Source organism: Pseudoalteromonas sp. S1608, from assembly GCF_005887265.1.
Lineage (GTDB): Bacteria > Pseudomonadota > Gammaproteobacteria > Enterobacterales > Alteromonadaceae > Pseudoalteromonas > Pseudoalteromonas undina.
In genome coordinates this window covers 120,413-143,116 of record NZ_PNDK01000004.1, presented here as the reverse complement: position 1 = coordinate 143,116, position 22,704 = coordinate 120,413, and the positions used below count along the sequence as shown (strand labels likewise).

Here is a 22,704-nt window from a genome sequence, read left to right as displayed (position 1 = left end):
ATGTTCTGTTTAATTAAATGAAACCGTAATAATATTCGAGCATACGTTTTCAGAAACACATAACTGATAGTCGTATGCAGGTAATGTTGCGTTACGAACGTAGTCACGGTAACGACCATTGTCTGATACGGTGCCTACTAGTTCACCATTTCGGTATAAGCTAAGTGACTCAGCACCCACTTCTTCCCAGTTTAACTCTACACGCATAGTATCAAGACGTGACTTATTAGCGCGTTTTAGACTCAACTCAATTTCAACATCACTTACAACAACTGTTTGTGTGAATGTATCTGAGTTGTTTTCACTATCTGTTACAGTTAATTCAACTTCATAACTACCTGGCTCAGCGTAGGCATGAACAGGATTAGCATCGGTTGAAGTTGCACCGTCACCAAAGTTCCAGCTCCACTGTGAAATATCATCATTAACATCACGACTTGTATCTGTAAATGTGGCAGTTAAACCTTGTGCTGAAACATTAAAGCCAGCTTCTGGTGGTTGTGGGCTTACTTCACCGATTGCACTAAATGTAAGTGACCAACCATTGATATTACCCGTATCTGCGCCCGCTGTATCTTCTACATTAAGTGTCCAATCGCCAGTCGCTACCTCAGAATTAAATACCGTTGATGTAAATGACTTCACAATGTCGTCGTCACTGCCACCTTCATTGCTTTGTAAAGTAACCTCTGTACCTTGTGCTGAAATAAGTGTAAGCACTAAGTCACCTGACCAAGTATGCGTAATGTCTACATCAGCCGTGGTACCAAAAATAGTTAAATCATCAGCCACTGTTATGACAGAGCTTGCACCTTCAGGTGAATTATCCGGAATCTCAACGCTTTCATCATTACTGTAAGTAAAGTCGTTCAAACCAGCAGGTTGCAGCATCAAGCTTACTGTTTGCTCTTTAACTTGCTCGTCTGTTGAAGCGGTTACAGTAAAGTCATAATTACCCCACTGAGTTTCGCTATTAGTTGCCACCGTTAGTACAACCTCATCACCTGGACGAGCTGTAGTTGCGTTTAGTGATGCATCAATAAGATCAGCAGCCAAAGCCAGTGAAACGTCGCCATCCCATTGTGCAACTGAGCCAATTGTAAAGGTATAGGTAACCGTATCACCTACAGTTGCTTGCTGAGAAACCGGTGATACTGATAATTTAAACCCTGGAGTTGGATCAGCATCAATCAGTGCTTGGTTTACATTTAGGCGTGTACCTGCAACCGTTTTACCATTTAATGCCGCATTAGCATCACCACTAGACATAAGTAATTCTTTAAGCTCTAGTGTTGTTAAGTCAGGATTAACTGACAGTACAAGTGCAGCAGCACCAGCTACATGTGGCGTTGCCATTGATGTACCAGAATAACTTGCATAGCCGCCACCAGGAATGGTTGATAAAATCGCACTACCTGGCGCGCCCATATCAACACTGGTTAAACCCCATTGTGAAAAGCCAGACATATTGTCGCGACTATCTGTACTTGCAATAGATAATACATTGTCGTTTTCATAATTAGATGGGTAATGAGGGTTTACATCGTTGTCTACCGCATCATTACCAGCAGCAGCTACAAATAAAATATCAGCTTGTTCACTGGCAGTAATCGCATCAGCAAGTGCTTGGCTATAACCACCACCGCCCCAGCTATTGTTTAATACACGAAGGTTAACACCTGAGTTTTTAAGGCCTACCATGTAGTCAATACATTTAATAGCGCCAGATGTAGAACCTGTACCATCTGCAGCTAAAAACTTACAACCTACAATAGATACATCATGGTTTACACCTACAATTCCGACACCATTGTTACCACTGGCACCAATTGTACCTGATACATGTGTACCGTGGCCTTCGTCATCCATTGGGTCGCCAGCATCGGTAATCGCGTTAATACCGTGCACGTCATCAATATAACCGTTGCCGTCATTATCGATACCATCTCCAGCAATTTCACCGCTATTTACCCACGCATTCGCAGCTAAATCAGGATGACTATAATCTACACCTGTATCAATAACACCTACAACAACATCACGGCTACCAGTTGAAATTGACCATGCTTCTGGTGCATCAATATCAGCATCAACCGTACCACCAGTTTGGCCTTCATTATTTAAGCCCCATAAATCTTCAAAGCGAGGATCATTAGTTGCGTTTGCTATGCTCACTCGGTAATCAGGCTCAACATACTCAATAGCTTGATGTGATTTTAAGCGCTCAATTGCTTCTTTAGCGCTCATTCCTGATATTTTAAATTTAGCGAGGCGGCCTGAAAATAACGAAGTGAAGTTATCATCAATTTCATCGTTATTTAGATCAGATATTTTGGCTTTTACTAACGATCGAGCTTGCTTACGCATTTCCGGCGAAGCATTCTTTTTATATTTAACAATAATCGAATCACTGCTCGCAGTGACTTTTTGAGTTGTACTGCTAACATCAGGCAATTTAGCCGCAGCTAAACAAGGTAAAAGTGCAAGTGTAATAATAGATAATTTTGTTTTCATTGTTCTATCCGTAATTAAGTTAACTTAGCTGTACTAAGTGGGATATTTACGTATAAGAATTTAAGCAATCACGTGGCAAGTGCTAAGAAAACGGTTAAACAGCGACTAACTCAAGTAAAAAAACAAAATAAGGTACAAAATCATTATTTTTGACTGGAAATGCAGTGATAAAAACAGAAAAAACATCCATTTTAGTGAGCTAAACCCATCAATTTTAACATACCATTAACTAGCTATTTTTTATTGGATTTTAATGAAAAATAAATATAAACCCAAAATAAAGCTGCAAGCCATTGAAATTAAAAGCTTTTAAATACCATTAAAAAAGATGATTCAAAATAAGTTCATTGAAGAATACAGTGATTGAGCAGTTATGAAGTAGATAACGGTAAATTTACTTATTAAGTAAAAAAAGCCGGATTCTACATTCATGATTAAAACCGCACCTTACGTTTAAGAATAAAAAGTTAATCACACATTATCACAGCACGGCATGCTGTAACGACAAACACCTTATTAAAACTTAATAAACAATCAAGGTGTTTAATTTTGTATTTCAAGGAGAATAATAATGAAATTGAATAAATCACTTTTAAGTTGTGCAATTGCGATTGCAATGGGCGCCAGTTTTACAGCAAACGCAAATACAGAATCAAAGGCGGGTTCAACTTCTGAGCTTGCAGCTAAAGTCTCTGTAAGTAGTGTTGAAAATGCTGTAACAGTTAAGCAATCATTTTCTGACAACACAGCATTAGTATCTCAAGACGGCGATGGTAATACGGCACTGGCTACTGAAATTGGTAACAACAACGATGTTAAGATAGCTCAACTTCAAAATGGTAATTACGCCGAAGTTGAAACAACGGGTGATAACAACCAACAAACTTATGCACAAGATGGTGTTGCTAATGGGTTTATCACCCGTATTACAGGTGATCATAACGGCGTTTACGTTTCTCAATTCGGCCAAGGATTATTCCAGAACAATGAAGCAATCAATATTATCACCGGTAGCGATAATAATATTGACGTAGAGCAAGGAAATGGCGGCCATTGGTTTTACAACATGGACATGAGAGGTAACGGCAACGAAATTATTTCATCTCAATCTGGTATGTGGCAAGAGTTTGAAATACTTAGCTTATCAGGTGATGAAAATATCATTGAAATTGAACAAACAGACACCTGGAATGAGTTTAAAATAGGCTCATTACGTGGCAACGAAAATGAGATTGATGTTGGCCAAGATGGCTCACGCAATATCGTTACATTCACTGATATAGCAGGTGATGCAAACGAAATAGCTATTGAACAAAGCAGCGGTGATAACAATACGATTACTTTTGCAGCTGTTACAGGCAATGATAATGAAATAAAACTAGACCAAGAAGGTTCAGATAATGCTATTGAGTCTGGTCTTTTTGACGGTTCATTCAACGAAGTAACAGTTAATCAAGTTGGTGATGAGAACCTTGCAACTACTGAGCTGATGGGCGATAACAATGAGCTTACAGCAATGCAAGTTGGTAACACTAATGAAGTATACATGGGTGTAATTGGATCAAATAATGAATTTACAGTAACCCAAGTTAGTAATTCAAGCTCGGTTCATTTAGCTAATTTTAATGGTAGTGGAAACGATGTTGATCTAAGCCAATCAGGTGGCGATGAAAACGCAATTTTAGTTCAATCTTCGTACCCTGATGTGTCACTCACTTCAAACGATAACGATATTGATATTAATCAAGCCGGTAACCAAAACGAAGCTATTGTTACACTAGCGGGTGTCCTTGATAGTAACGCAAACCAAATTGATATTGCTCAAAATGGTGATATCAACGTTATAGACTTAATGGTAGAAGGCAGTAATCACTCTATTGATATTGCACAACAAGGTGAGGGGAACTGGGTAGGTGGAACGGGAGATTCAGCGCTATTAATAGGCGGTGAAAATGTTTCATTCTCTGTTACTCAAACAGGTAATTACAATACTGTTGAAGGTAACGTAATTGGCTTTAACAGTACATTCTCTGTCACGCAAATCGGTGATGGTAACACTGCAACAATTACGCAAATGTAATTGATGAGAAAGGGAGAGTAACCCTCTCCCTTATTTAACTATGAAAAATAATAAATATAACTATTTTTTTATACTTTTAACTCTTTTTATTCCTTGGAGTAATGCCAGTGATGATTTAGAAATCGATGGATTACTTCTAAACAAAAGTATTAGTCGCTTTGGGTATCAATTTTATAGTGAATTTTCAAACTATTGGCGCGAGTTCCCTTCAACAGCAGGCTTCAATGTAGAAATAAAAGAAACGGTTATACCCCGTGCTGGCACTAAATTAGTGCTAATAATGAATAATAAAATAATTTATGTAACACACTTGGGGCGGAAGTTAGAGCCTTTGGACGAGCGGGTAGAGCAAGCAGTACATTCTGTAATGGACGCGATGGCACGATCGAATATGCAAACAGCGACTCCTGACATGGCATTGAATGGATGGTAACAATGAAAAAAATAGTATTAACAATAATAGCAACTTTAAGCTTTTCAGTCTCCGCGACTGAAATTATCTATACCCCTATCAACCCGAGTTTTGGCGGTAACCCTCTCAATGCCAATATGTTGCTTAGTAAGGCACAAGCACAAAATAAGCATAAAGCGCCGGTTGTCGAAAAAGGGTATGCAGAGCAATTTCAAGATTCATTAGAGCGAACATACTTAAATCGGATGGTGAGAGAAATCACTGACATGGCTTTTGGCGAAAATATTGAAGACAGTGTTTTTAATCAAGACTCCATTTTTATGAGTGGTGATTATCAAATAGAAGTGATCACCAGTACAACCGACACTATCACGGTTAGAATAACAAATATAATTGATGACTCGGTTGTGGTTATCGAAGTACCGAGGTTTGAATAATGTATAAAGTAATTATAATAACAATCGCGCTTTCTCTTAGTGGTTGCTCTACTATGGGTAATTTAATTCCTCCGTCAAAACAAAGTGCGGTAACGTTAGAGCCAACAGATGTTTTTTCTGACTTAAAAAGCTTACCTAAACCTGCGGGTAGCATTCCAGTTTCAGTTTATTCATTTCGCGATCAAACCGGTCAATATAAACCACAAACTAATGTTAGCTCGTTTTCAACGGCCGTCACTCAAGGTGCAAACTCTATTCTAGTACAAGCATTACATGAGTCTGACTGGTTTACGCCGGTTGAACGTGAGGGTTTGCAAAATATTTTGACTGAGCGAAAAATTATTAGAGCGGCACAAGCGACTAACCCTAATCAGGGCGAGCTTCCGCCATTAACCACCGCAAAAATTATTTTAGAAGGTGGCATAATTAGCTACGATACCAATGTAAAAACTGGCGGATTAGGAATGGAATACTTTGGTATTGGTGCATCAGAGCTATATCGTGAAGATGCAATCTCAATTTATTTGCGTGCAGTCGATGTAAGAACTGGCCAAGTACTATTATCAGTAGCCACCAGCAAAAAAGTTTTGAGCCAAGAAATGCGAGCAGGCTTCTTTAGATATGTTAGTTACAAACGTTTAGCCGAAGCCGAAGCTGGATTTAGTGATAACGAACCTATGAGTATTTGTGTGACACAAGCCATAGAAAAAGCGCTTACTGATTTAATTACTAAAGGCATAGATCGAGGACTTTGGGCTAAAAAACAAGCTTAAAAAATAAAAGGCTATGCAAATAGCCTTTTTATTTAATTATCTAATGGAAGTAATACCGAAATGTAGCGCTGTGCCCAATTTGCAAGCTCTATACGATTACGCGATTGAGTCTTTTTAAACGCACTATAGAGATGAGTTTTCACTGTGTGATCACTAATATTGAGTTTGTTCGCTATTTTATCGTTACTCGCACCCTGCGCTATTAATTGGATTACCGATTTTTCACGTTTGGTTAAGTTTTCGTAATCCGATTTACTCAGTACTATGTCATCGTGCAATAAATTGTTAGATGAAGCTGCATTTAATATATCTTTGAATGCATCAGAAATCACTTTACGAGTAAACCATAGTTCGCCATCGGTTATTCTTACAAGCGCCTTAAAAATATCCTCCGCAGCATCTGAGCTATAAAAAACGCCATTGAAGTGATTTAATAATAAGTTTTTCTCACATACAGCATTTGGCTCAACGTTAAATAAAATCACCTTATGTTGCTTAGCTAAACAGATTAATTCGGCAGGAATTAATGAGTGCCAATCCTTGTCCGCACCATCAACGAGATAAAGTTCAAAGGTTTGACGTAACCCGGCTTTAGGGAGTGAGTCATCCATTTTTATTTCATTAAATAGCGCCTTTAAAGTGCTTATAATCGTTGTATAGCAAAATGAGTGAGAAGAAGATTTAGGTGTTGTTTTAATAAAGGCAGATTTTTTACTTAACATAATTACCATCCCTGAAACAATTTTATTACATTACCTAAATCAACTACAAAACACAATGCTCTTTTGGTATAAGATTATCAGGGTGAATCCCTATAAAGCAGTTAAGGCAAATTAACTTTCAGTGAGCATATAAAAGCGCAATGTTACACCGTTAGTCCAACCAAATCCTTGTTGTACTTGATATTCCCCCCCGCTGGCTTTTTTTTGCGGTGTGCATACGTTATATTTTTCGAGCAAGCATTTATTTTCAATAAAGTCTTGTTCTACCATTGTTAGCCAGTTTTTCATTATGCGTGTAGCTAATTGTTCAATACCATAATTACGCAAGCCTTTTACCGCAAACCATTGCAATGGAGCCCAGCCATTCGGGCTGTCCCATTGCTGTGGAGTATCAACAACAGTGGTTACAATGCCGCTTGCTTTTAAAAACTGCTCGCTCAATACGTTTGCAACCAGTTCAGCTTGCTGTTGCGAGGCTAAATTAACAAAAAGCGCGGTACTTGCCGCTGCACTTAAAATGACAGACTGGCTAGATAGCTTATGATTATAGTCAACAAAAAAGCTCTGCTCACTACTCCAAAGATATTGATTAATAAGCGACTTTCTTTTTACAGCATAGTTGCTGTACGTTTGTGATTGTTGCTCATTGCCAAGCAATTTAAAACATTCACTAAGCTGATTTTCTAAATTGTACAGTAGGCAATTTAAATCTATAGGTACAATATCTGTTGTTTGAATTGAGCTTAATAAATTTGGCTCGGCTAACCAGCGCGAGCTAAAATCCCAGCCAGACTCGCATGCGGCACGAATATTACGATAAAACTCAGGTTTTTTATCATCACTAAACCCTGATGCAAGCGCTAAGTCTTCTCTTAATGACTCTGCGCGAGGAGCCGCCTCATCATCCCAATAGCGATTTAATACCCCACCACATGGCATTGTTACCACGCGTTTTACACTTGTTTGCGCATCTTCGAGTGTATCTGCTCCTTGCATCCAAAATGCGTGCTCTTTTATTAAAGCTTCAACACACAATCTAAGCCAAGCTAAATTATGTGTTTTACTGTGAGTGTGCTGCCATAAAAGATCAACCATCAGCGCTAAAATAGGCGGTTGTGAACGCGATAAATAATAACTGCGGTTACCATTGGGAATACAGCCGTAATCATTAATTAAATCTATAAAATTCTGTAGCATGTCTTCTACTACATCACTTTTATCTGCATCAATTAAACCCAGCGCAGTAAAATAACTATCCCAATAATAAATTTCTTGAAAACGTCCACCAGGTACAATATAGCTGTGCTTTAAAGCGAGTAAAGAATTAGCTTTGGGTGTATCGGCTTCACGTCGAAGGCCGCTCCACAGTGAGTTTATGTAGCCTTTTACACTGGTGGTATTTGCAGCCGCTTTCATTGTTAATAAAGGCGTTGTTATAAAATGCGCATCAACAAAGTCTCTTAATTGAGTTTTATCAAGGGGTGCTATTTGCTCATACTGTATACAGGCACTTTGCCAATCAACACGCGCGGTTGCATCAGCAAACGTTTTACAGTCGCTAAATATGTGCTGTGTTTGTACATCTTTAAATAATTGGCTATTAAAAAAACTCATAACTGTCCTAATCTATTAACTATTGACTGCGTGTTGTGAAATGGCATGGGTGCGTTTTTTAAAAATAATCACGCTAATAAAAATTAAACTAATGGGCACAAGTGAAAGATAAAAAGCATGCTGGCCACTAAAGTGCTCAAATACATACCCGGTTATCACCGACCCTGTGGTGCCACCAAGTGCTGAAAAGACAACAATTAACCCTGTCATTGCAGCATGTTGATGCTTTTGAAGCGCACTGAGCATGACTGAGTTGAGTACCGGATAAATGGGCGCCATAAAAAAGCCAATTAATGGCAAAACAAACGCCGCCAGAGGCGCATCAAATAAACTATTCACCTCGCTTTTAGGTAAGTTTTCCGTTAGTGGTAAGGTAATAATGATCAATGCAGCCATAGCAACTAAACAACAGCTAAGTACTACAAACCAATGAATATGCTTTAATACTTGGCCCGCCACTAAGCGCCCTAAAGCAAGAGCTGCGGCAAAAATACTCGCTAGTTGTATACTAATAGCTACTGGTAATTGCAAAACTTGATTATTAAATGTAGGCAACCAAGTCCCTACCCCTTGCTCGATTAACACATACAAAAATGCACTAATAATAAAAATCAGCACTAACGGTTGAGAGGTAAGTTTGAGCATAGCAATAAAGTCATTCCAACCCGAGTTGCTTCTTTGACCTTTGATAGCAGGCTTTATTGGTGCTATCACAACACTAACAACCACCAAAAGCGTAAGCGCTGCTAATAGGTAATAAACATTCAACCACGCATTGCTATCAACAGGGTCTATAAATGCGGTGAATACCCAATAGCCACTTAATACACCCACCATAAAAATGCCTTCTATGGTGTTCAGTAATGATGAGTGACTATTTGCATCCTCAGTCACTTGGCCAATAATTGAATAAACCGACACCTTAACGACCGCAAAACCACAACCCACAGCAGCAAATAACACTTTAAACATGTAAAAGTCACTTATTACAGCCGTACTCAAACACGCTATAGCGACAACTATCAGTGCTAGCAGCATTGCAAGCTTGTAGCCTAAACGTGGTATAAATGAAGCAACAACAAATGACATTATTGCAATTGATAAGTCTTTAAACCCCTCTAAAACCGAGGCTTCGGTTTTGCTTACTCCTAGTGTGTTTATAGCCTGCAAAATAACAGTGCCTACGCTATTTAATAGTATTGCGAAAATAAAATAGCTTGCAGCAATTGCCAGTGTGATTTTTATTTTACTCATTGCTTGCCTCGTTTATAGCTACATACGCCATAACTTTTATAAAGCAAATTACCCATAGCTGGTAAATTACCGTGTGTGTTAGTCAGTAAATCCAGAGTTTAGTGTAGAACAAATACCATTGCAATCGTTTGCATTTTAAATTTAACAATTAATACACATGCATACTAGATTAACGTTTGCTTGACTGGCGAGTAATTAATTCTATATCAATAACTTGTGATTCGGCTTTTTCACCTGAAAACTGCTGTATTAACTTTTTAACTAACAAAGTCGCAGCAAATTGGGTGTTTTGTTTAATCGTAGAAAGAGAGGGATGGCTAATATCAGCCATGGCAATGTCATCAAATCCAACCAGTGCCACATCGTTGGGAATACTTACATAGCGCTCTTTCAGCGCTTTCATCGCCCCCAGTGCAACCATGTCACTACAGGCCATTATCGCGTCAAAATATAAACCTTTTTCACGTAATAACTGATTAATTGCTTGATACGCTGAGCGACTGGTAATATCAATGGATATAACATGCTGCTCAAGTTTATGAGTAGAAAGTGCAGCAGCGTAACCACGATGCCTTTCACTAATTTCACCATGCTCAGGATCGCCTAAAAATAAAATACTTTTAGCACCGTGTTCTATTAAATGAGCGGTCGCTTGCATTCCTCCTAAGTAGTTATCGCTGCCGACAATAGGATAATTGCTTTGTGTTTTTGGATCCCCCCATACAACTAAAGGAATACCCGCATCGGCAGCCGCTTCTATATTAGTTTGGTTTTTTCCTTGCCCCACAACAATAATACCGTCTGCTCGGCGGCCATTAATAAAGTAATTAGCCCAGTCATCTTGCGCCATAATAGAGTTAGATAACAACAACTCTAAACCCTGTTGATTAAGCGCAAGGTTAATTTCGCTCACTACCTTGAGTAAAAATGGATCGCTGATTGACTGCTCGGTTTGCTCATCAAGATTAATAATAACGGCAACAACATTGGTTTTTTGCGTACGTAAACGGCTAGCTGCCGTGTTAAGGCTAAAATTATGTTTTTTTGCAAGCTGCTGAAGCTTGTCGCGGGTTTCTTGTTTTATAAGCGGGTTATTATTCAGCGCGCGCGAAACCGTTGAGGTAGATACCCCTGCAAGCTTTGCTAAATCAGCTAATTTAATTTTTTTATTATTCATAAAACCCTAAACGCTCCACTTCGGCTGATGCTATATCTAACTTACTGACAATATAGCATTATTATTTTTTACTGGCTTGCCCATTAACTTAAAAATTACGCTCTTGTGTAATTACGCTCAATAAAACAACAGCCCATATTAATAAATAATTTACAAATAAACATTGCAAACGTTTGCATTTATCTCTAAAGTTTCAATTTATACAGCTTGTTTACATTAAAATTTAATCAATCTCGCTGTAATACGCACTGTTTAACACACTAAAAACGGGATCTCACACATGAAATTCAATAAAGCAAAAAGCATGCTAGCCTGTGCAATTACTTTAGCCCTAAGCACACACGCTGCTGTTGCAGCAGAACAAGCAAAAGAAAAAAAAGTTGAGCGAATTGTCGTTTCTGGTACCCCCGCAGGTGTTGGGATCAGAAAAATTGATGCCAGCTACGCAGTAACAAATATTGATTCATCACAAATTATAAAATTATCACCAAAAAGTACTGCTGACTTATTTAAAGCTGTTCCCGGTGTGTGGGTAGAAAGCTCTGGTGGTGAGTCTGGTGCCAACGTATTTGTACGTGGTTTTCCAGGAGGTGGTGATGCGCCATTTTTAACACTTAGTATTGAAGGCTCGCCAGTTTACCCTGCGCCTACTCTTTCATTTTTAGAAAACTCATCGTTATTTAGAATCGATGAAACGATTGAAACGATGGAAGCACTGCGTGGTGGTCCTAACCCTGTGCTATCCAATGGTCAGCCTGGTTTAACAACTAACTTTAGGTTAAAGCGTGGCAGTGAAGATACTCAAGGCTTATTTAAATACACCACCTCAGATTACGACTTACAACGGGTTGATGCTGTGCTAAGTGGTGAAATCACCGACGACCTATATTTCATGGTAGGCGGCTATGTTAAAAGCTCACCGGGTATTCGTGATGCAGGGTTTACCTCAGAAAAAGGCAGCCAATTTACAATTAACATTACTAAAGAGTTAGACAATGGCGAGCTTAACTTTTATACCCGTCAAACAGACGATCACGGTGCTTGGTACTTACCCACCCCATTAAACGTTGACGGAATTGACGCCCAGTATACTCAATTAGGCACACTTAACCGTCAAGCGACGATTTTTACCGGCCCAGATGCGCAAGCACACGATATTGACCTAGGTGATGGCCGAGGATGGGATGGCCATGTATCCGGCGGTAGCATTAAACTAGAATTTGATAATGGCTGGCAATTTATAGATCGTTTTAATATTACTAAAGGCGATGCCAATACATTTGGCCTAGTACCTAATGGTTCAGCAACGACAATTGGTGAAGTGGCTGACAATGGTCAAACGGCATTCGGTGCAGTGACTAACACCGAATATGCTAGTGACACCGCGATTCAGCAACTGGGTCGCTGGGTAGTATTAAAAGAAATAAGCTCGTTTACTAACGACTTAGCCTTTTCAAAGCAATTTGGCGATTTATCGGCCACTTTTGGTTATTACACCGCAAGCACATCTGCGAGCGATTGGTGGAGCTTAGGTAATACGGCGTATCACGTGCTGGAAGCCAGTGGTGAGTCATTAAATGGCATTGAATGTAACCAAAGCACTGACGGGTGTGGTTTTAATTACGATATTAGCTCAACAGGCGATGCACGCACCAATGCTTTTTACTTTACAGGCCAATACAAATTTGCAGATGCATTTACACTTGATTTAGGTGTACGTAAAGAAAACCATGACGTGCAATACAGTGTTGATGAAGACCTTGACGGTATTATCACTAAAGCCGTTGATTACGATGAAAGTAAAACCTCATGGACAACCGGTCTAAACTATTCAATTAATGACGACATGGGCGTGTTTGCACGTGTTAACCGTGGTTATAAAATGCCATATTTTGATGACTTTAGAGATAACTTTGGCGCATACCAAGGGGGTGAAAAACTAATTAAAGAAGTAACGCAGGGCGAACTAGGTTACAAACTTATTTCAGACTCTACCGACTTCTACGCCACCTTTTTTGTCAATGAAGTAAAAGGCGATACCTTTGTAAGTCGCCCAGGTGTACCGGCTGAAATTTTAACCAACGAAGCGTATGGTGTTGAACTTGATTATAACTTTAATCATGAATCTGGCTTTTCTGTTAATTTAAATACCACATTACAACAGACCGAAATCACTGAAAGCCCTGAAAATAAAGGTAACGACGCACAGCGCCAACCTAAATGGCAAGTACGTGTAACACCAAGCTATGACTTTGAAGTAGACGGCATGTATGCCACTTTATATGGTACTTTGTCAGCAGTGGATGACCGCTTTGGTAATAACGAAAACACCGTAACACTTGATGGCTACGAAAAAGTAGACTTAGGTTTAATTATTGAACCAGTCGAAGGCATTAAACTGCAATTAGCCATTGATAACCTGACCGATGAACAAGGTATCACCGAAGGCGACCCACGCAATGCCGACGCCCCCAATGGCCGTTACATTATGCCGCGTACAACACGCTTAAGTGTTAGTTACGAATTTTAATACACTCCCTAAGCAATAAATTAAAGCCGCTGTGCTTAATACACGGCGGCTTTTTTTATTATAGGTGTCAACCTATTAGCAAGCTCTCTATGCGCACTAACGGGTAAGTGTATGCCCTCTTTATTACATGGCTTTATCAGCGGATAACAATCTAAAAATACACACGTGTGACGATAGGCGACGGCTTTAAATTCAATAGATAATTGTTCAACTTTTTTACCTGCACCTGCGTAAATGCTTTTATAACTTCCCACTTCATGAACCTTGGGCGGGCTTATAATGATTATCTTTGGTATTGTTTTACAGTGATAAAAGGCTTTAATGGCTAAAATTAACTCCTCAAGCGCTTTGCCAATATCGATAGCAGACAGTGCAAAACGTGCTTTTAAGTCATTAGTACCGAGTTGAATAATAACAACATCAACAGTGTGCGCTTCCAGATACGGTTTTAAATATTTAATGCCCGATTTATCTCCCATAAACGGGGGGTTATTGACTAAAGTACGATTAGGCTCCCCGGCTTCAATCACTTCAAAGCCGGTGCCCAACTGCTGCTTTAATAAAGTAGGCCAGCGTTCAATTTCGCTCAGCCGTTTGCCATCAACAGGAGAAATACCAAAGGTATTGGAATCACCAAAACACAGAATATTCATTAAAACGGATTCAATGTATAGCCTTGTTGCTGTAACTGGGCGTGGGCTGTCATCGCTGAAAGCGCCATTTGCACTCCAGGTATAAGCTGATCTGCTGCTACCTTCATATGCATTGCCGACTGCCCGCATACATATACCTGCGTGTTATTAGCAAGCAGCTGTTTAATTAAAGATTCGGTTTTGTTATCTTTTTCAAACCGAGCTTTATAATCACTGTTTTTCAGTACATCAACGCTGGCTCCACCATGTAGCACTAGCGCCAGCTGAATGTTTTCTGGTTTTACACCGTGAGCCACATGCATATTAATAAATCGCGCTAACGAATTAATATGATTATTTTGCGCGCCTTTTTCAGCGCCATCTCCTACATCAAAGGCAATTTTAAACTGCGCTTGGCTTAAATCAGATTTATGCTCGTGCACATTATAAAAATAACCAAAGTCTTTAATAACAGGCGCAGGCTCTGCTGCCAAACTACTAAAGCTAGTTAAAAGAAGACTAAGACCTAAAAGTGATGTTTTCATAAGTTTCCATTTTATTGTTGGCTTAGCCTACCCTAACGCTATTTAAAGCAATTAACTAGCCTGAACATGTGAGTGCGCTATAAACGTCATCCCTAAATAATTGAATGTATGTTTAAACATATCGATAAATGCGTCTGGCGCAGAGGGAGATGCAGCATTAGACAACAGTGAAAACTGTTTTTGTCGTAAAGCTCTAAGTTTCGGTTGTAACGCCTCATCATCCATGTAATCAGTAATCCTATCCATAAACGCTTTCATTTGTGGCGTGGTGTTATACCAATAAATAGGTGACGCAATTACCCAATGTTCGTAACGAAGTAACACTTCAAACAAATTATAAAAATCATCATTGTGATACTGCTTATCGTAGCGATAAGGTGAAATAACATAATCATCTAAGCAAAAAACAATGCCGCTTTGTTGCTTACTATAGGCATTAACTTGCGCGGTAGTATTGCCATTTTTACGTCCACTTGAATATATGATTGCGATATTGTGTGCTGATTTTTCTTGCATTGGGTTAGCTCCTTTTCTTATGATGGAGCAAAGCTTAAAACCTCAAGTTAAGTTCAGGTCAATAAGAAATAATTTAATTTTTAAAAGGAATTAAAGTGATGGCAGTACAAAAAAAGCTTACTGAAGCCAACTTAACGGTTGGGTTTGTCGCTAAACGCAGTGGCGTTAAGGTATCTACACTGCACTTTTACGAAAATAAAGGGCTAATACGCAGTTGGCGAAACAGTGGCAATCAACGACGCTTTAAACCAGATGTACTAAGGCGAGTAGCAGTTATAAAAGCAGCACAAGCGATGGGGATCACGCTCGAAGAAATTAAACAAACTCTGGCAACGTTACCAGAGCAGCGTACACCAACACAAAAAGACTGGTCTGCACTCTCAAAACAATGGCAAAAGAAACTTGATGAGCGTATTGCTTATATGCAACGTTTACGTGAACGGGTTGATGGCTGTATTGGCTGTGGGTGTTTATCAATGAGTAAGTGCCCTATTTATAACAAAGACGACCACTTAGGTGAAACCCAAAGTGGTGCCATTTTGTTAGAGCGAGATTAAGGCTTATAAAACCTTAATCTAGACCATTTAAGCCTTCTCGGGCAGCGCGATATAATGCCCCAAGAGTTGAATCAAATACCGATTTAATAAAACTGTAAGTCAGCTCTACGGCTTTACTAATAACTTTGCCAGCAAACACTAACATGTGCCCGAGTAAACCTAAGGTTTGCGTTGCAAATGAGGCTGACGCTTTGGCTATTTTATCAAGCGTTCGCGCCAGCATATCGTAAAAAGTTAAGCCTGTACCTATGGCTGCTTGTGCTGCAACAGCACTGTAGTAGCCCGAATCTTTTAATAAGGTAACTAACGCAGCGCCGAGCTTATCTGCCCAGTGTGAACTAAATGAAGCTTGGTTTCTGTCTTCAAACTTCAAACGTACCGGCGTGCTTAAAAAGTGGTTTGCTTTTACAGTTAAATTACCCCAATCATTACTGTTTGCGGTATTAACATAGCCTGGCGTACCGCTTAACTTGTGGGCTGCGCCTTTAAGGCCCTGACCATTATCAAGACGAATTTCTTGGCCATTGTAGGGCGCATGTGAAAATGGCCACAAAGGCACTTTTGTAACCGGATCAGCACCGTGTGTACAACGGTATATTTTATCTATACGTGAGGTAGCAGCGCGTGAAAAGTTATCAAGCCCCACTCTTGGCGAGCCGAACGTATATAATTTAACCGGCAACGAATACTCTGCTTTTATCCAATCGGCTGAAAGCGTAGCCAATGCACCACCTAAACTATGACCAACAATGTGCACACAGCCGGTCATTTTATCTCTTATATTTGCAGCAACGAACTCTTGTAGTGCAGGTTTCATACTATAAAAGGTTTTATTAAATCCAGCATGTACCATACTGCCGTTAGAGCCACCGCTTAACCCAAAATGTGCATCTGTTAGGCCATCTCTAAGTGAGGCCGTACCACGAATAGTGATTACTGAATCACCTTGAAATGAATTTTTACCGTGCGCAACAAGGCCAAACCCAGTACTTAAACCAAATAAATGAGAGAAAAACCCGCCTGACACACCTTGTATGGATCTATTATTGATAGAAAAATCAAACTGATCTCGCAAGGATGCATGCAATAGCCCATTTAATAGTTTTGTATTTTTTAATTCTTTAGCATCATAAGCAAGTGAAGCTAATTGGACTGCCTGAGTAGGTGTTAACGTATTCATTTTAAATCCTTTTATTGGTTTTAAACGTTAGAGCTTGCAGGTGGTAAAAACTGCAAATGTATGCTGCTTATTGTCTTTAGCAGCTATATCAAATGTTTCTGGCTCATTTGCGATATCACAAACCAAATTACTTAAGTATTTGGTTAGCGTATCTTTATGCTCATAAGGAAATAGCCTAACAGCCCAAATAGTAACTTCCTTTGCATTCTCATCTAATGTGTATATGTGTTGTATAACAGATTCGTTGTCGAACATGTTTGATGGCTTTGATGTTTTGATAACTTTTTTAGGGAAAGAAAAACGACCATCACTACTTGTTGTTACTTCATCAATATATTCATCGCCATAATTTAGTCTACGAAATACCTTTTTACCAGCAACAGGTTGCTCGTCAAAAAGCAAACGCCCTTCAACTGGAGCTGATAACACAAAATCTTCCTTACTAAAAAAACCAAACATATTTGCAAAAACCTGTGTTGTAGTAAATAAAATTAGAATAGCCACAACTACAATGAGTAATGGCAACTTAAACCGCTCCATCAAAAATATAATCTCCAATAAATCAAATGCATGCACCATATACCGTAAAGAAGTTCTCTGGCGCTTCTTCTATAGGTATGTCGTATGTTTGTGGATCTTTGGCAATATCACACTCTAAATCAGCGAGTAAGCTTTTTAGGGTATTACTCCCATCGTGCATAGACACGGTTATGTACCAAAGAACAACGCCCTCAGGCGTACCATTTTCTAAATAAACATGTTGAACCAGTGATTCATTATCAAACATGTTTGCAGGCTTACTCGTTTTTATAGATTTTTCTGTGAAGGTAAAAAAACCATTATGATCGGTTATTGCTTCATCTTTATATTCATCACCATAAGTAAGCGCACGTACAACCTTAGCATTTGCAACAGGCTGCCCTTTATCTAATAATTGCCCCTTCATCGGAGCCGATAAAACAAAATCCTGCTTATTAAAAAAACCAAATATATCTGCATAAGCCTGTGTTGTAGTAAAAATAATAGCTATAGATATAATTACCAAAATGTGAGCTTTAAAACGTGATAACAAAATATACAAGCTCCCAACTATTAAACTCAAAATACACGTGTCGTATTGCTATTTAATGACGTTTTAAACTCTTAACTATCAGCGTTAATGAAATTGCCCATTTCAACTAAAATTTATTCTAATTGGGTACAAAGCGCACTGCAAGCATTTAGAGCAAAAAACAAGCAATAAATCATTCCCTAAAAAAACAATTCATAAACCAGCTTACATATAATGCTAAACCCAAGTCCCATCATTAATATATAGCCATATAAAATAGCAATAGCGCCACCCGATGCATCCCCTATTTTGTCTATTTCAATACATGTAGAGCACACTATAAAAAAAATAAAAAAATTAGCAATTAAGCCTAATATATAAGCTTCGCCAAATAGTGGGGAAATGCCTACTAATATAGCACTTAGCATAATAAGGATACCTGAAAGCGCCTCCTTCAAAGAGAACTTGTACTCAATAATTTTGAGCACTAAGGTCACGACCATTAATGCTAAAAAATAAACCGTAGGTTTAAACTGGCTATACAAATAATCCACACTAAACATTTGGCTAATCGTCAATGAGGGCTCTTTAGCTGGGCTTAAATCTTCTGTTATCGCGCTTGAAGCGTCATCGGTAAAAAAATACGCAGCCGCAACAATAATTAACTTTATCATTCCAAAAAAGATAAAACTGGCGACCATAAAGCCTATTGAATCGTCTCTGGTCAATCGCTTGTTTGCTTTGCTTTCTACAATTTTAGCTAGTAATACACCCAATAAGCACACACTACCTAAATAAAGCAGCGCGACCCAAAACTGATCAAGATAAAAAACCGATAGGCCAGGGGCGATAAATAAAAACATTGAATCTTCATTATCTAACGAGCTTTTGGGCTTAACACTGTATTTTGACTGTTTAAAAAGTGCTAAATAAACAAATAATGGCTGTAAAAACAGCATTAAAATGCAGGTGTTTATAAGAGTCATTTATCATCCTTGATTACAGCCAACACACTGCGCCGAGAGTATTGGCAATTACGAAACTAATTAAAGGTTTATTTTTTGCAGGTAGGTTTTAAGCTTTAATAAGCCCGACTCAAGCTCAAATTTTTGTATTTTAGGGTTTTTAAACTTAAACCCGTTTGAAATGTGAGTATTAATCATCGTCGCCATGCCTTCAAAACCCGCAGGCGCAGTTGCGACTAAATCGCTCAATAATGGTTGAATAAGCTCTTGATGCTCTTCAATTTTGGTTGGATCCTCGTAAATATCGTATACAAGGTTGGTTAGTGTTTGTTGGTGGTGTTGTTCCATAATAATTCTATAGCGCCTTAAGTTTGGCGTTTATAGCTCCTTTTTATTTCAATTAAATCTGTCATGCGAATATCAAAGTATCAATTTTACTAAAATTGCATTTTATTGTTCTGAGTCAATAGATATTCCCGCTTCTCGCATTTGTTTTTTTAATATAGCTTCTTTATTTTCTTTATAATTACTTTCATCTAAAAAGCGTTTCTGTTTAGCTGCGTTTTCAAAATCACCTAACTTTGTATATATCAAATATAGAGCTTCATGGGTTCTGATTACTCTCATTTTCTCTTCTTCAATACCTTGGTTTTCATTTAAGTATTGACTATATAAAGCAATCGATTTATGTAAGTTTTTAGTAACAAAACGCCCAGACTCATATGCAAAAGCCAATGCTAAGATTCCATCAGGATCACCATTTTCAGCATGTAATTGAGCCTCCGTGATATAACGGCTTCCATCACTTGTATGTAAACCTATAACTTCTAGCGCCTGCCAATATCCCATTTCGTATGCTTTTTCGCACCATTTTTCAAGCTGTCTAGGCGCATACATCAGGCTTTTTTGGCATTGAAGTATCACGGTGTTTTTGGATAACTTAGGATCATTAATATCATGCTTTGGAAATAAAGTTCCAGCAAATGAGTCGAAACATAATATAAGTACAAAAAAAGTATAAATTAACTTTTTCACTACTATATACCTTTTACTATCGAGGTATTTTCAGGCAGGTGTACTTGATAAGATTTTACTGCAGTTTGAAATGGAAAACCTTCTCGTGAAAAATATTGCTTTTTAAGATTACCCTTTTCATCAGAATAACCCTCACAACTTCTTTGTGAGTAACAAGCAGTACCACCAATAAAGTCAATAAATCTAAGTTTTAGCGTGCCTTCCATTTTCACAAGTGTATCAAGACCCTCTTGATATTTAGTTGATCTAACAGCATGCCAACGATGCATAAGAGCAACAACGCGATTTTGATTAGTTTGATTTAAAATATTACTTATATTTTGAGCCCAAACCATATTTCTAATGGTGTGACTATTAAAACAATTACCTGCTAATGAATTATCATAATCACACGATTTATCAATAGACTCCATCTCATCCAAAGTCAAATCAAGTGCAATTATTTTTAAGCCTACTTCCCGAGCGGCTTTAACCAGTTCGCCATATGCTTTAGGAACTAAATAACCCCAAGCCCAATTATCATTAAAATATTGCTGAATTACATTAAACCCTTTACCTGTTCGTTGATAAAACTCTATTTTTTCTTGCATAGAACGAGGTAACATTTCAATTGCAAAATGGGTAAAACCAGCTGTTTTAAGTTGCCTAAGTGCTTTTATAGCTTCATATTTGTAGATTGCGGGATTGTGGCTTGATTCGCCTAGCATAACTAAACGCGCATTACCGGCCATTGTTCTGTAATTTACATCCATGTTTATTTTATTCATTACCTATCCTTGTTCTTTATTTAAATTTTCAAAACACCATTTATAAAACTCAATAGCGTCATTATTCTCAGAGCTGTAAGGAGCAACTGCATATTCATAGCTTATTGCAAATAAAAGCGCTTTTGCAGTGAAGTTACACACTTCACTTTTTGAATAACATTCCTTAACTCCACGCCATAATTTCATTGCGCGGCTAACATACTCATCGCCCTACTTTTATCTATGTTCCTTTGTATTTTAATTCAATAAGCAAAGCTATGCAGACTTACTTTTTCTTTCTCTTATTTCCTTTAGCTATCTCTTTTTCAACAGCGGCCCGAGCGTCTTTTATATCCTTAAAAAAGTTATATTGATATTTAATTAAGCCTTGGTATTTATTTCCTTTAATCAAATAAAAAGACAGCAGCATAAAGGCTATATTAGTAACTGTAGCTATATGATAACCACTTCCCTCTAAAATTATAAATGATGGTAAGCAAATCAAAGCTAAAAATAGAGCATAGTATTTCAATAACTTTGCACATAGAAAAGAGCCTTGACTAACTTTAAAGTTTAAAAGGCAAAACATAATTCCAACGGAAAACAAAATGCCCAACAGCCACTCTGGACTTGTATCAAAGTACTGTGTTAACAATGTCTTGCCTGAATAAACCGTTCCCAAAAGTAAGATGATTGTTACTAATAAGAACCTACGTAAAAGCTTTCATGGGGCGAATAATAAAAACACCTCATCGTTTTTAAACACTATAAACTTCCCAACAAGCAAAGAAGTATAAATATTAATACAGGGGCTACTTTAAAAAGCAGTTGAGGAAAATAGCTTGCTTGACCCCATGTAACAAAATACCTATCTTCTTTTGGTAATTCTGACACGACTCGCAGGTAAACAATCATATATGTTATTGAGCCAATCAGCCAAAGTGCTACACCACCTAATTGAGATAATGCAACAGAATATAGCGAAGCAGGAAATGGCAATAAAAACGAGATTACATATACAAGTGCATAAAATTCCACTTTATTTTTTTGCTTATCACTAAAAAACAAATCATTCCCTCTATATTAGCTCGCTTAGATAAGCGCATCGACTTACATATTTCATTACAACTTTAATCTTATAGTTATCTCTGCGTGTTGAGTGTGGTTACTCAAAACTGCGTAAACACATACATCAATACAAAACACCTTTCGAGCTTAAGCAACTTATCTTCAACTCAGCCTCTGCGAAAATTGAGGGTTGACCTGTAGAATGCTCATCACTATACAAAATGCACGCCGAACGAAACGCTATATAAAGTGGTAGTACTTTGTTTACTAAACTGCAAAATTAGAATGGGTGTCTAGTCTATTCATTCAATGATTTATTCTTAATCAAAATTTCTTTTTTAGCTAACTCTAACAAATCAACAGCTCGTTCTTTATCATAAGCTAAAGGGCTGTGGTCAATAACATATTGTGCATGCTCATTTACTGCAAGCCAATTCTGCTGCGATTCATATAAGTTTGCTAACTTAAAGTGCGCAGCCGCAACTAACGAATTTGGCAATTCTGCATCTAATGCTAAAAATTCTTTGTAAAGGGAAATAGCATAATTAATATCTTGCTCCACAAACATACCACTGCCATATAACCAAGCTAAAGTTGAATAAGCTTTTGGCTCTTTTGCCGCAACCCGCTTTTTGGCCTCCTTTAATAATCGAGTTCCATCTCCATTATGAAGGCTTAGTGTAACCAGTGCCTTCCAGTATCCCATTTCATAAGCTTTTTCACACCACTCTTCGAGATACTCAGGCGCGTTAATTAAGCTTTTATGGCACTGCTCTGCGGCAGCTGATACAGTTAAATCAGGAGCGTTTATATCTATTGAATTATCCCATCGAGGCCCTGCGGCATTAATGGAAGGCGCTATAAGAATCAATATTAATAAAATTTTAGCCATATTA

General features: G+C 38.2%; 25 protein-coding genes and 1 pseudogene. 6 read left to right on the top strand and 20 right to left on the bottom strand.

The window, feature by feature from the left end; translation table 11 throughout:
* Positions 1 to 9: 9 nt before the first annotated feature.
* Positions 10 to 2,514 (bottom strand): S8 family serine peptidase, encoded by a 2,505-nt coding sequence (locus CWB75_RS03295; protein WP_138569886.1) that lies wholly within the window; start codon positions 2,512 to 2,514, stop codon positions 10 to 12.
* Positions 2,515 to 3,085: 571 nt separating this feature from the next.
* Between CWB75_RS03295 and CWB75_RS03290 the strand changes: the two genes are divergently transcribed.
* The 4 genes from CWB75_RS03290 to CWB75_RS03275 are packed head-to-tail and all read left to right on the top strand — an operon-like array spanning position 3,086 to position 6,216.
* Positions 3,086 to 4,594, top strand: a complete 1,509-nt coding sequence (locus CWB75_RS03290) for a curlin (RefSeq protein ID WP_138569885.1) — start codon at positions 3,086 to 3,088, stop codon at positions 4,592 to 4,594.
* 40 nt (positions 4,595 to 4,634) lie between these two features.
* Complete coding sequence (locus tag CWB75_RS03285) at positions 4,635 to 5,027, top strand: curli production assembly/transport protein CsgE (RefSeq protein ID WP_138569884.1); 393 nt, start codon at positions 4,635 to 4,637, stop codon at positions 5,025 to 5,027.
* Positions 5,021 to 5,443 (top strand): curli assembly protein CsgF, encoded by a 423-nt coding sequence (locus CWB75_RS03280; protein WP_138569883.1) that lies wholly within the window; start codon positions 5,021 to 5,023, stop codon positions 5,441 to 5,443. Before CWB75_RS03285 ends, CWB75_RS03280 begins: the two co-directional genes overlap by 7 nt.
* Positions 5,443 to 6,216 (top strand): CsgG/HfaB family protein, encoded by a 774-nt coding sequence (locus tag CWB75_RS03275; RefSeq protein WP_138569882.1) that lies wholly within the window; start codon positions 5,443 to 5,445, stop codon positions 6,214 to 6,216. The genes CWB75_RS03280 and CWB75_RS03275 overlap by 1 nt, the downstream gene beginning before the upstream one ends.
* A gap of 32 nt (positions 6,217 to 6,248) precedes the next feature.
* Here the strand turns inward: CWB75_RS03275 and CWB75_RS03270 are convergent, their stop codons facing one another.
* From CWB75_RS03270 to CWB75_RS03255, 4 genes are all read right to left on the bottom strand, one after another.
* Complete coding sequence (locus CWB75_RS03270) at positions 6,249 to 6,938, bottom strand: response regulator transcription factor (RefSeq protein WP_138569881.1); 690 nt, start codon at positions 6,936 to 6,938, stop codon at positions 6,249 to 6,251.
* Positions 6,939 to 7,049: 111 nt separating this feature from the next.
* Positions 7,050 to 8,552 (bottom strand): alpha,alpha-trehalase TreF, encoded by a 1,503-nt coding sequence (treF, locus tag CWB75_RS03265; RefSeq protein ID WP_138569880.1) that lies wholly within the window; start codon positions 8,550 to 8,552, stop codon positions 7,050 to 7,052.
* A gap of 15 nt (positions 8,553 to 8,567) precedes the next feature.
* A complete protein-coding gene (locus CWB75_RS03260) occupies positions 8,568 to 9,806 on the bottom strand; it encodes an MFS transporter (RefSeq protein ID WP_138569879.1) in 1,239 nt (412 codons plus the stop codon).
* Positions 9,807 to 9,975: 169 nt separating this feature from the next.
* Positions 9,976 to 10,983, bottom strand: a complete 1,008-nt coding sequence (locus tag CWB75_RS03255) for a LacI family DNA-binding transcriptional regulator (protein ID WP_075170018.1) — start codon at positions 10,981 to 10,983, stop codon at positions 9,976 to 9,978.
* A 280-nt stretch (positions 10,984 to 11,263) separates the two neighbouring features.
* On the opposite strand from CWB75_RS03255, the gene CWB75_RS03250 reads away from it, so the two are divergent.
* Entirely contained in the window at positions 11,264 to 13,513 is a 2,250-nt protein-coding gene (locus tag CWB75_RS03250) for a TonB-dependent receptor (RefSeq protein WP_138569878.1), read from the top strand.
* Between the two features lie 35 nt (positions 13,514 to 13,548).
* Here the strand turns inward: CWB75_RS03250 and CWB75_RS03245 are convergent, their stop codons facing one another.
* Genes CWB75_RS03245 through CWB75_RS03235 form a run of 3 tightly spaced genes read right to left on the bottom strand, consistent with a single transcriptional unit; the run spans position 13,549 to position 15,206 of the window.
* On the bottom strand, positions 13,549 to 14,166 hold the full coding sequence (locus CWB75_RS03245; protein WP_138569877.1) for a GDSL-type esterase/lipase family protein: 618 nt from the start codon (positions 14,164 to 14,166) through the stop codon (positions 13,549 to 13,551).
* Positions 14,166 to 14,690 (bottom strand): DsrE family protein, encoded by a 525-nt coding sequence (locus CWB75_RS03240; protein ID WP_138569876.1) that lies wholly within the window; start codon positions 14,688 to 14,690, stop codon positions 14,166 to 14,168. Before CWB75_RS03240 ends, CWB75_RS03245 begins: the two co-directional genes overlap by 1 nt.
* Before the next feature lie 51 nt (positions 14,691 to 14,741).
* Entirely contained in the window at positions 14,742 to 15,206 is a 465-nt protein-coding gene (locus tag CWB75_RS03235) for a flavodoxin family protein (RefSeq protein ID WP_138569875.1), read from the bottom strand.
* A 98-nt stretch (positions 15,207 to 15,304) separates the two neighbouring features.
* On the opposite strand from CWB75_RS03235, the gene soxR reads away from it, so the two are divergent.
* Positions 15,305 to 15,763 carry a redox-sensitive transcriptional activator SoxR gene (gene soxR, locus CWB75_RS03230; protein WP_010389335.1) on the top strand — a complete coding sequence of 153 codons (459 nt, stop codon included), beginning with the start codon at positions 15,305 to 15,307 and terminating at the stop codon, positions 15,761 to 15,763.
* Positions 15,764 to 15,776: 13 nt separating this feature from the next.
* On the opposite strand, the gene CWB75_RS03225 is transcribed toward soxR, so the two are convergent.
* The 12 genes and pseudogenes from CWB75_RS03225 to CWB75_RS03175 all read right to left on the bottom strand — a co-directional run bounded on the left by CWB75_RS03225 (position 15,777) and on the right by CWB75_RS03175 (position 22,700).
* Positions 15,777 to 16,943, bottom strand: coding sequence for a lipase family protein (locus tag CWB75_RS03225; RefSeq protein ID WP_054201374.1), 1,167 nt, complete (start codon positions 16,941 to 16,943; stop codon positions 15,777 to 15,779).
* 27 nt (positions 16,944 to 16,970) lie between these two features.
* Positions 16,971 to 17,522, bottom strand: a complete 552-nt coding sequence (locus tag CWB75_RS03220; protein WP_020476977.1) for a DUF6795 domain-containing protein — start codon at positions 17,520 to 17,522, stop codon at positions 16,971 to 16,973.
* On the bottom strand, positions 17,506 to 18,015 hold the full coding sequence (locus CWB75_RS03215) for a DUF6795 domain-containing protein (protein WP_138569874.1): 510 nt from the start codon (positions 18,013 to 18,015) through the stop codon (positions 17,506 to 17,508). Before CWB75_RS03215 ends, CWB75_RS03220 begins: the two co-directional genes overlap by 17 nt.
* A gap of 179 nt (positions 18,016 to 18,194) precedes the next feature.
* Complete coding sequence (locus CWB75_RS03210) at positions 18,195 to 18,980, bottom strand: hypothetical protein (protein ID WP_036955101.1); 786 nt, start codon at positions 18,978 to 18,980, stop codon at positions 18,195 to 18,197.
* 60 nt (positions 18,981 to 19,040) lie between these two features.
* The gene (locus CWB75_RS03205) at positions 19,041 to 19,307 is read right to left on the bottom strand and encodes a hypothetical protein (RefSeq protein ID WP_075170025.1); all 267 of its coding nucleotides are present in this window, start codon (positions 19,305 to 19,307) and stop codon (positions 19,041 to 19,043) included.
* Between the two features lie 102 nt (positions 19,308 to 19,409).
* A complete protein-coding gene (locus CWB75_RS03200) occupies positions 19,410 to 19,994 on the bottom strand; it encodes an SEL1-like repeat protein (RefSeq protein ID WP_138569873.1) in 585 nt (194 codons plus the stop codon).
* Positions 19,995 to 19,996: 2 nt separating this feature from the next.
* A complete protein-coding gene (locus tag CWB75_RS03195) occupies positions 19,997 to 20,761 on the bottom strand; it encodes a ChaN family lipoprotein (RefSeq protein ID WP_138569872.1) in 765 nt (254 codons plus the stop codon).
* Positions 20,762 to 20,764: 3 nt separating this feature from the next.
* Positions 20,765 to 20,947 carry a hypothetical protein gene (locus CWB75_RS03190; protein ID WP_249362297.1) on the bottom strand — a complete coding sequence of 61 codons (183 nt, stop codon included), beginning with the start codon at positions 20,945 to 20,947 and terminating at the stop codon, positions 20,765 to 20,767.
* A 79-nt stretch (positions 20,948 to 21,026) separates the two neighbouring features.
* Complete coding sequence (locus tag CWB75_RS03185; RefSeq protein WP_138569871.1) at positions 21,027 to 21,395, bottom strand: hypothetical protein; 369 nt, start codon at positions 21,393 to 21,395, stop codon at positions 21,027 to 21,029.
* A 110-nt stretch (positions 21,396 to 21,505) separates the two neighbouring features.
* Positions 21,506 to 21,808, bottom strand: coding sequence for a hypothetical protein (locus tag CWB75_RS03180; protein ID WP_010389349.1), 303 nt, complete (start codon positions 21,806 to 21,808; stop codon positions 21,506 to 21,508).
* Between the two features lie 90 nt (positions 21,809 to 21,898).
* Positions 21,899 to 21,963, bottom strand: a pseudogene (locus tag CWB75_RS19325) (Mobile element protein); the annotation flags it as partial.
* 143 nt (positions 21,964 to 22,106) lie between these two features.
* A complete protein-coding gene (locus CWB75_RS03175) occupies positions 22,107 to 22,700 on the bottom strand; it encodes a hypothetical protein (RefSeq protein ID WP_024602679.1) in 594 nt (197 codons plus the stop codon).
* Positions 22,701 to 22,704 lie beyond the last annotated feature (4 nt).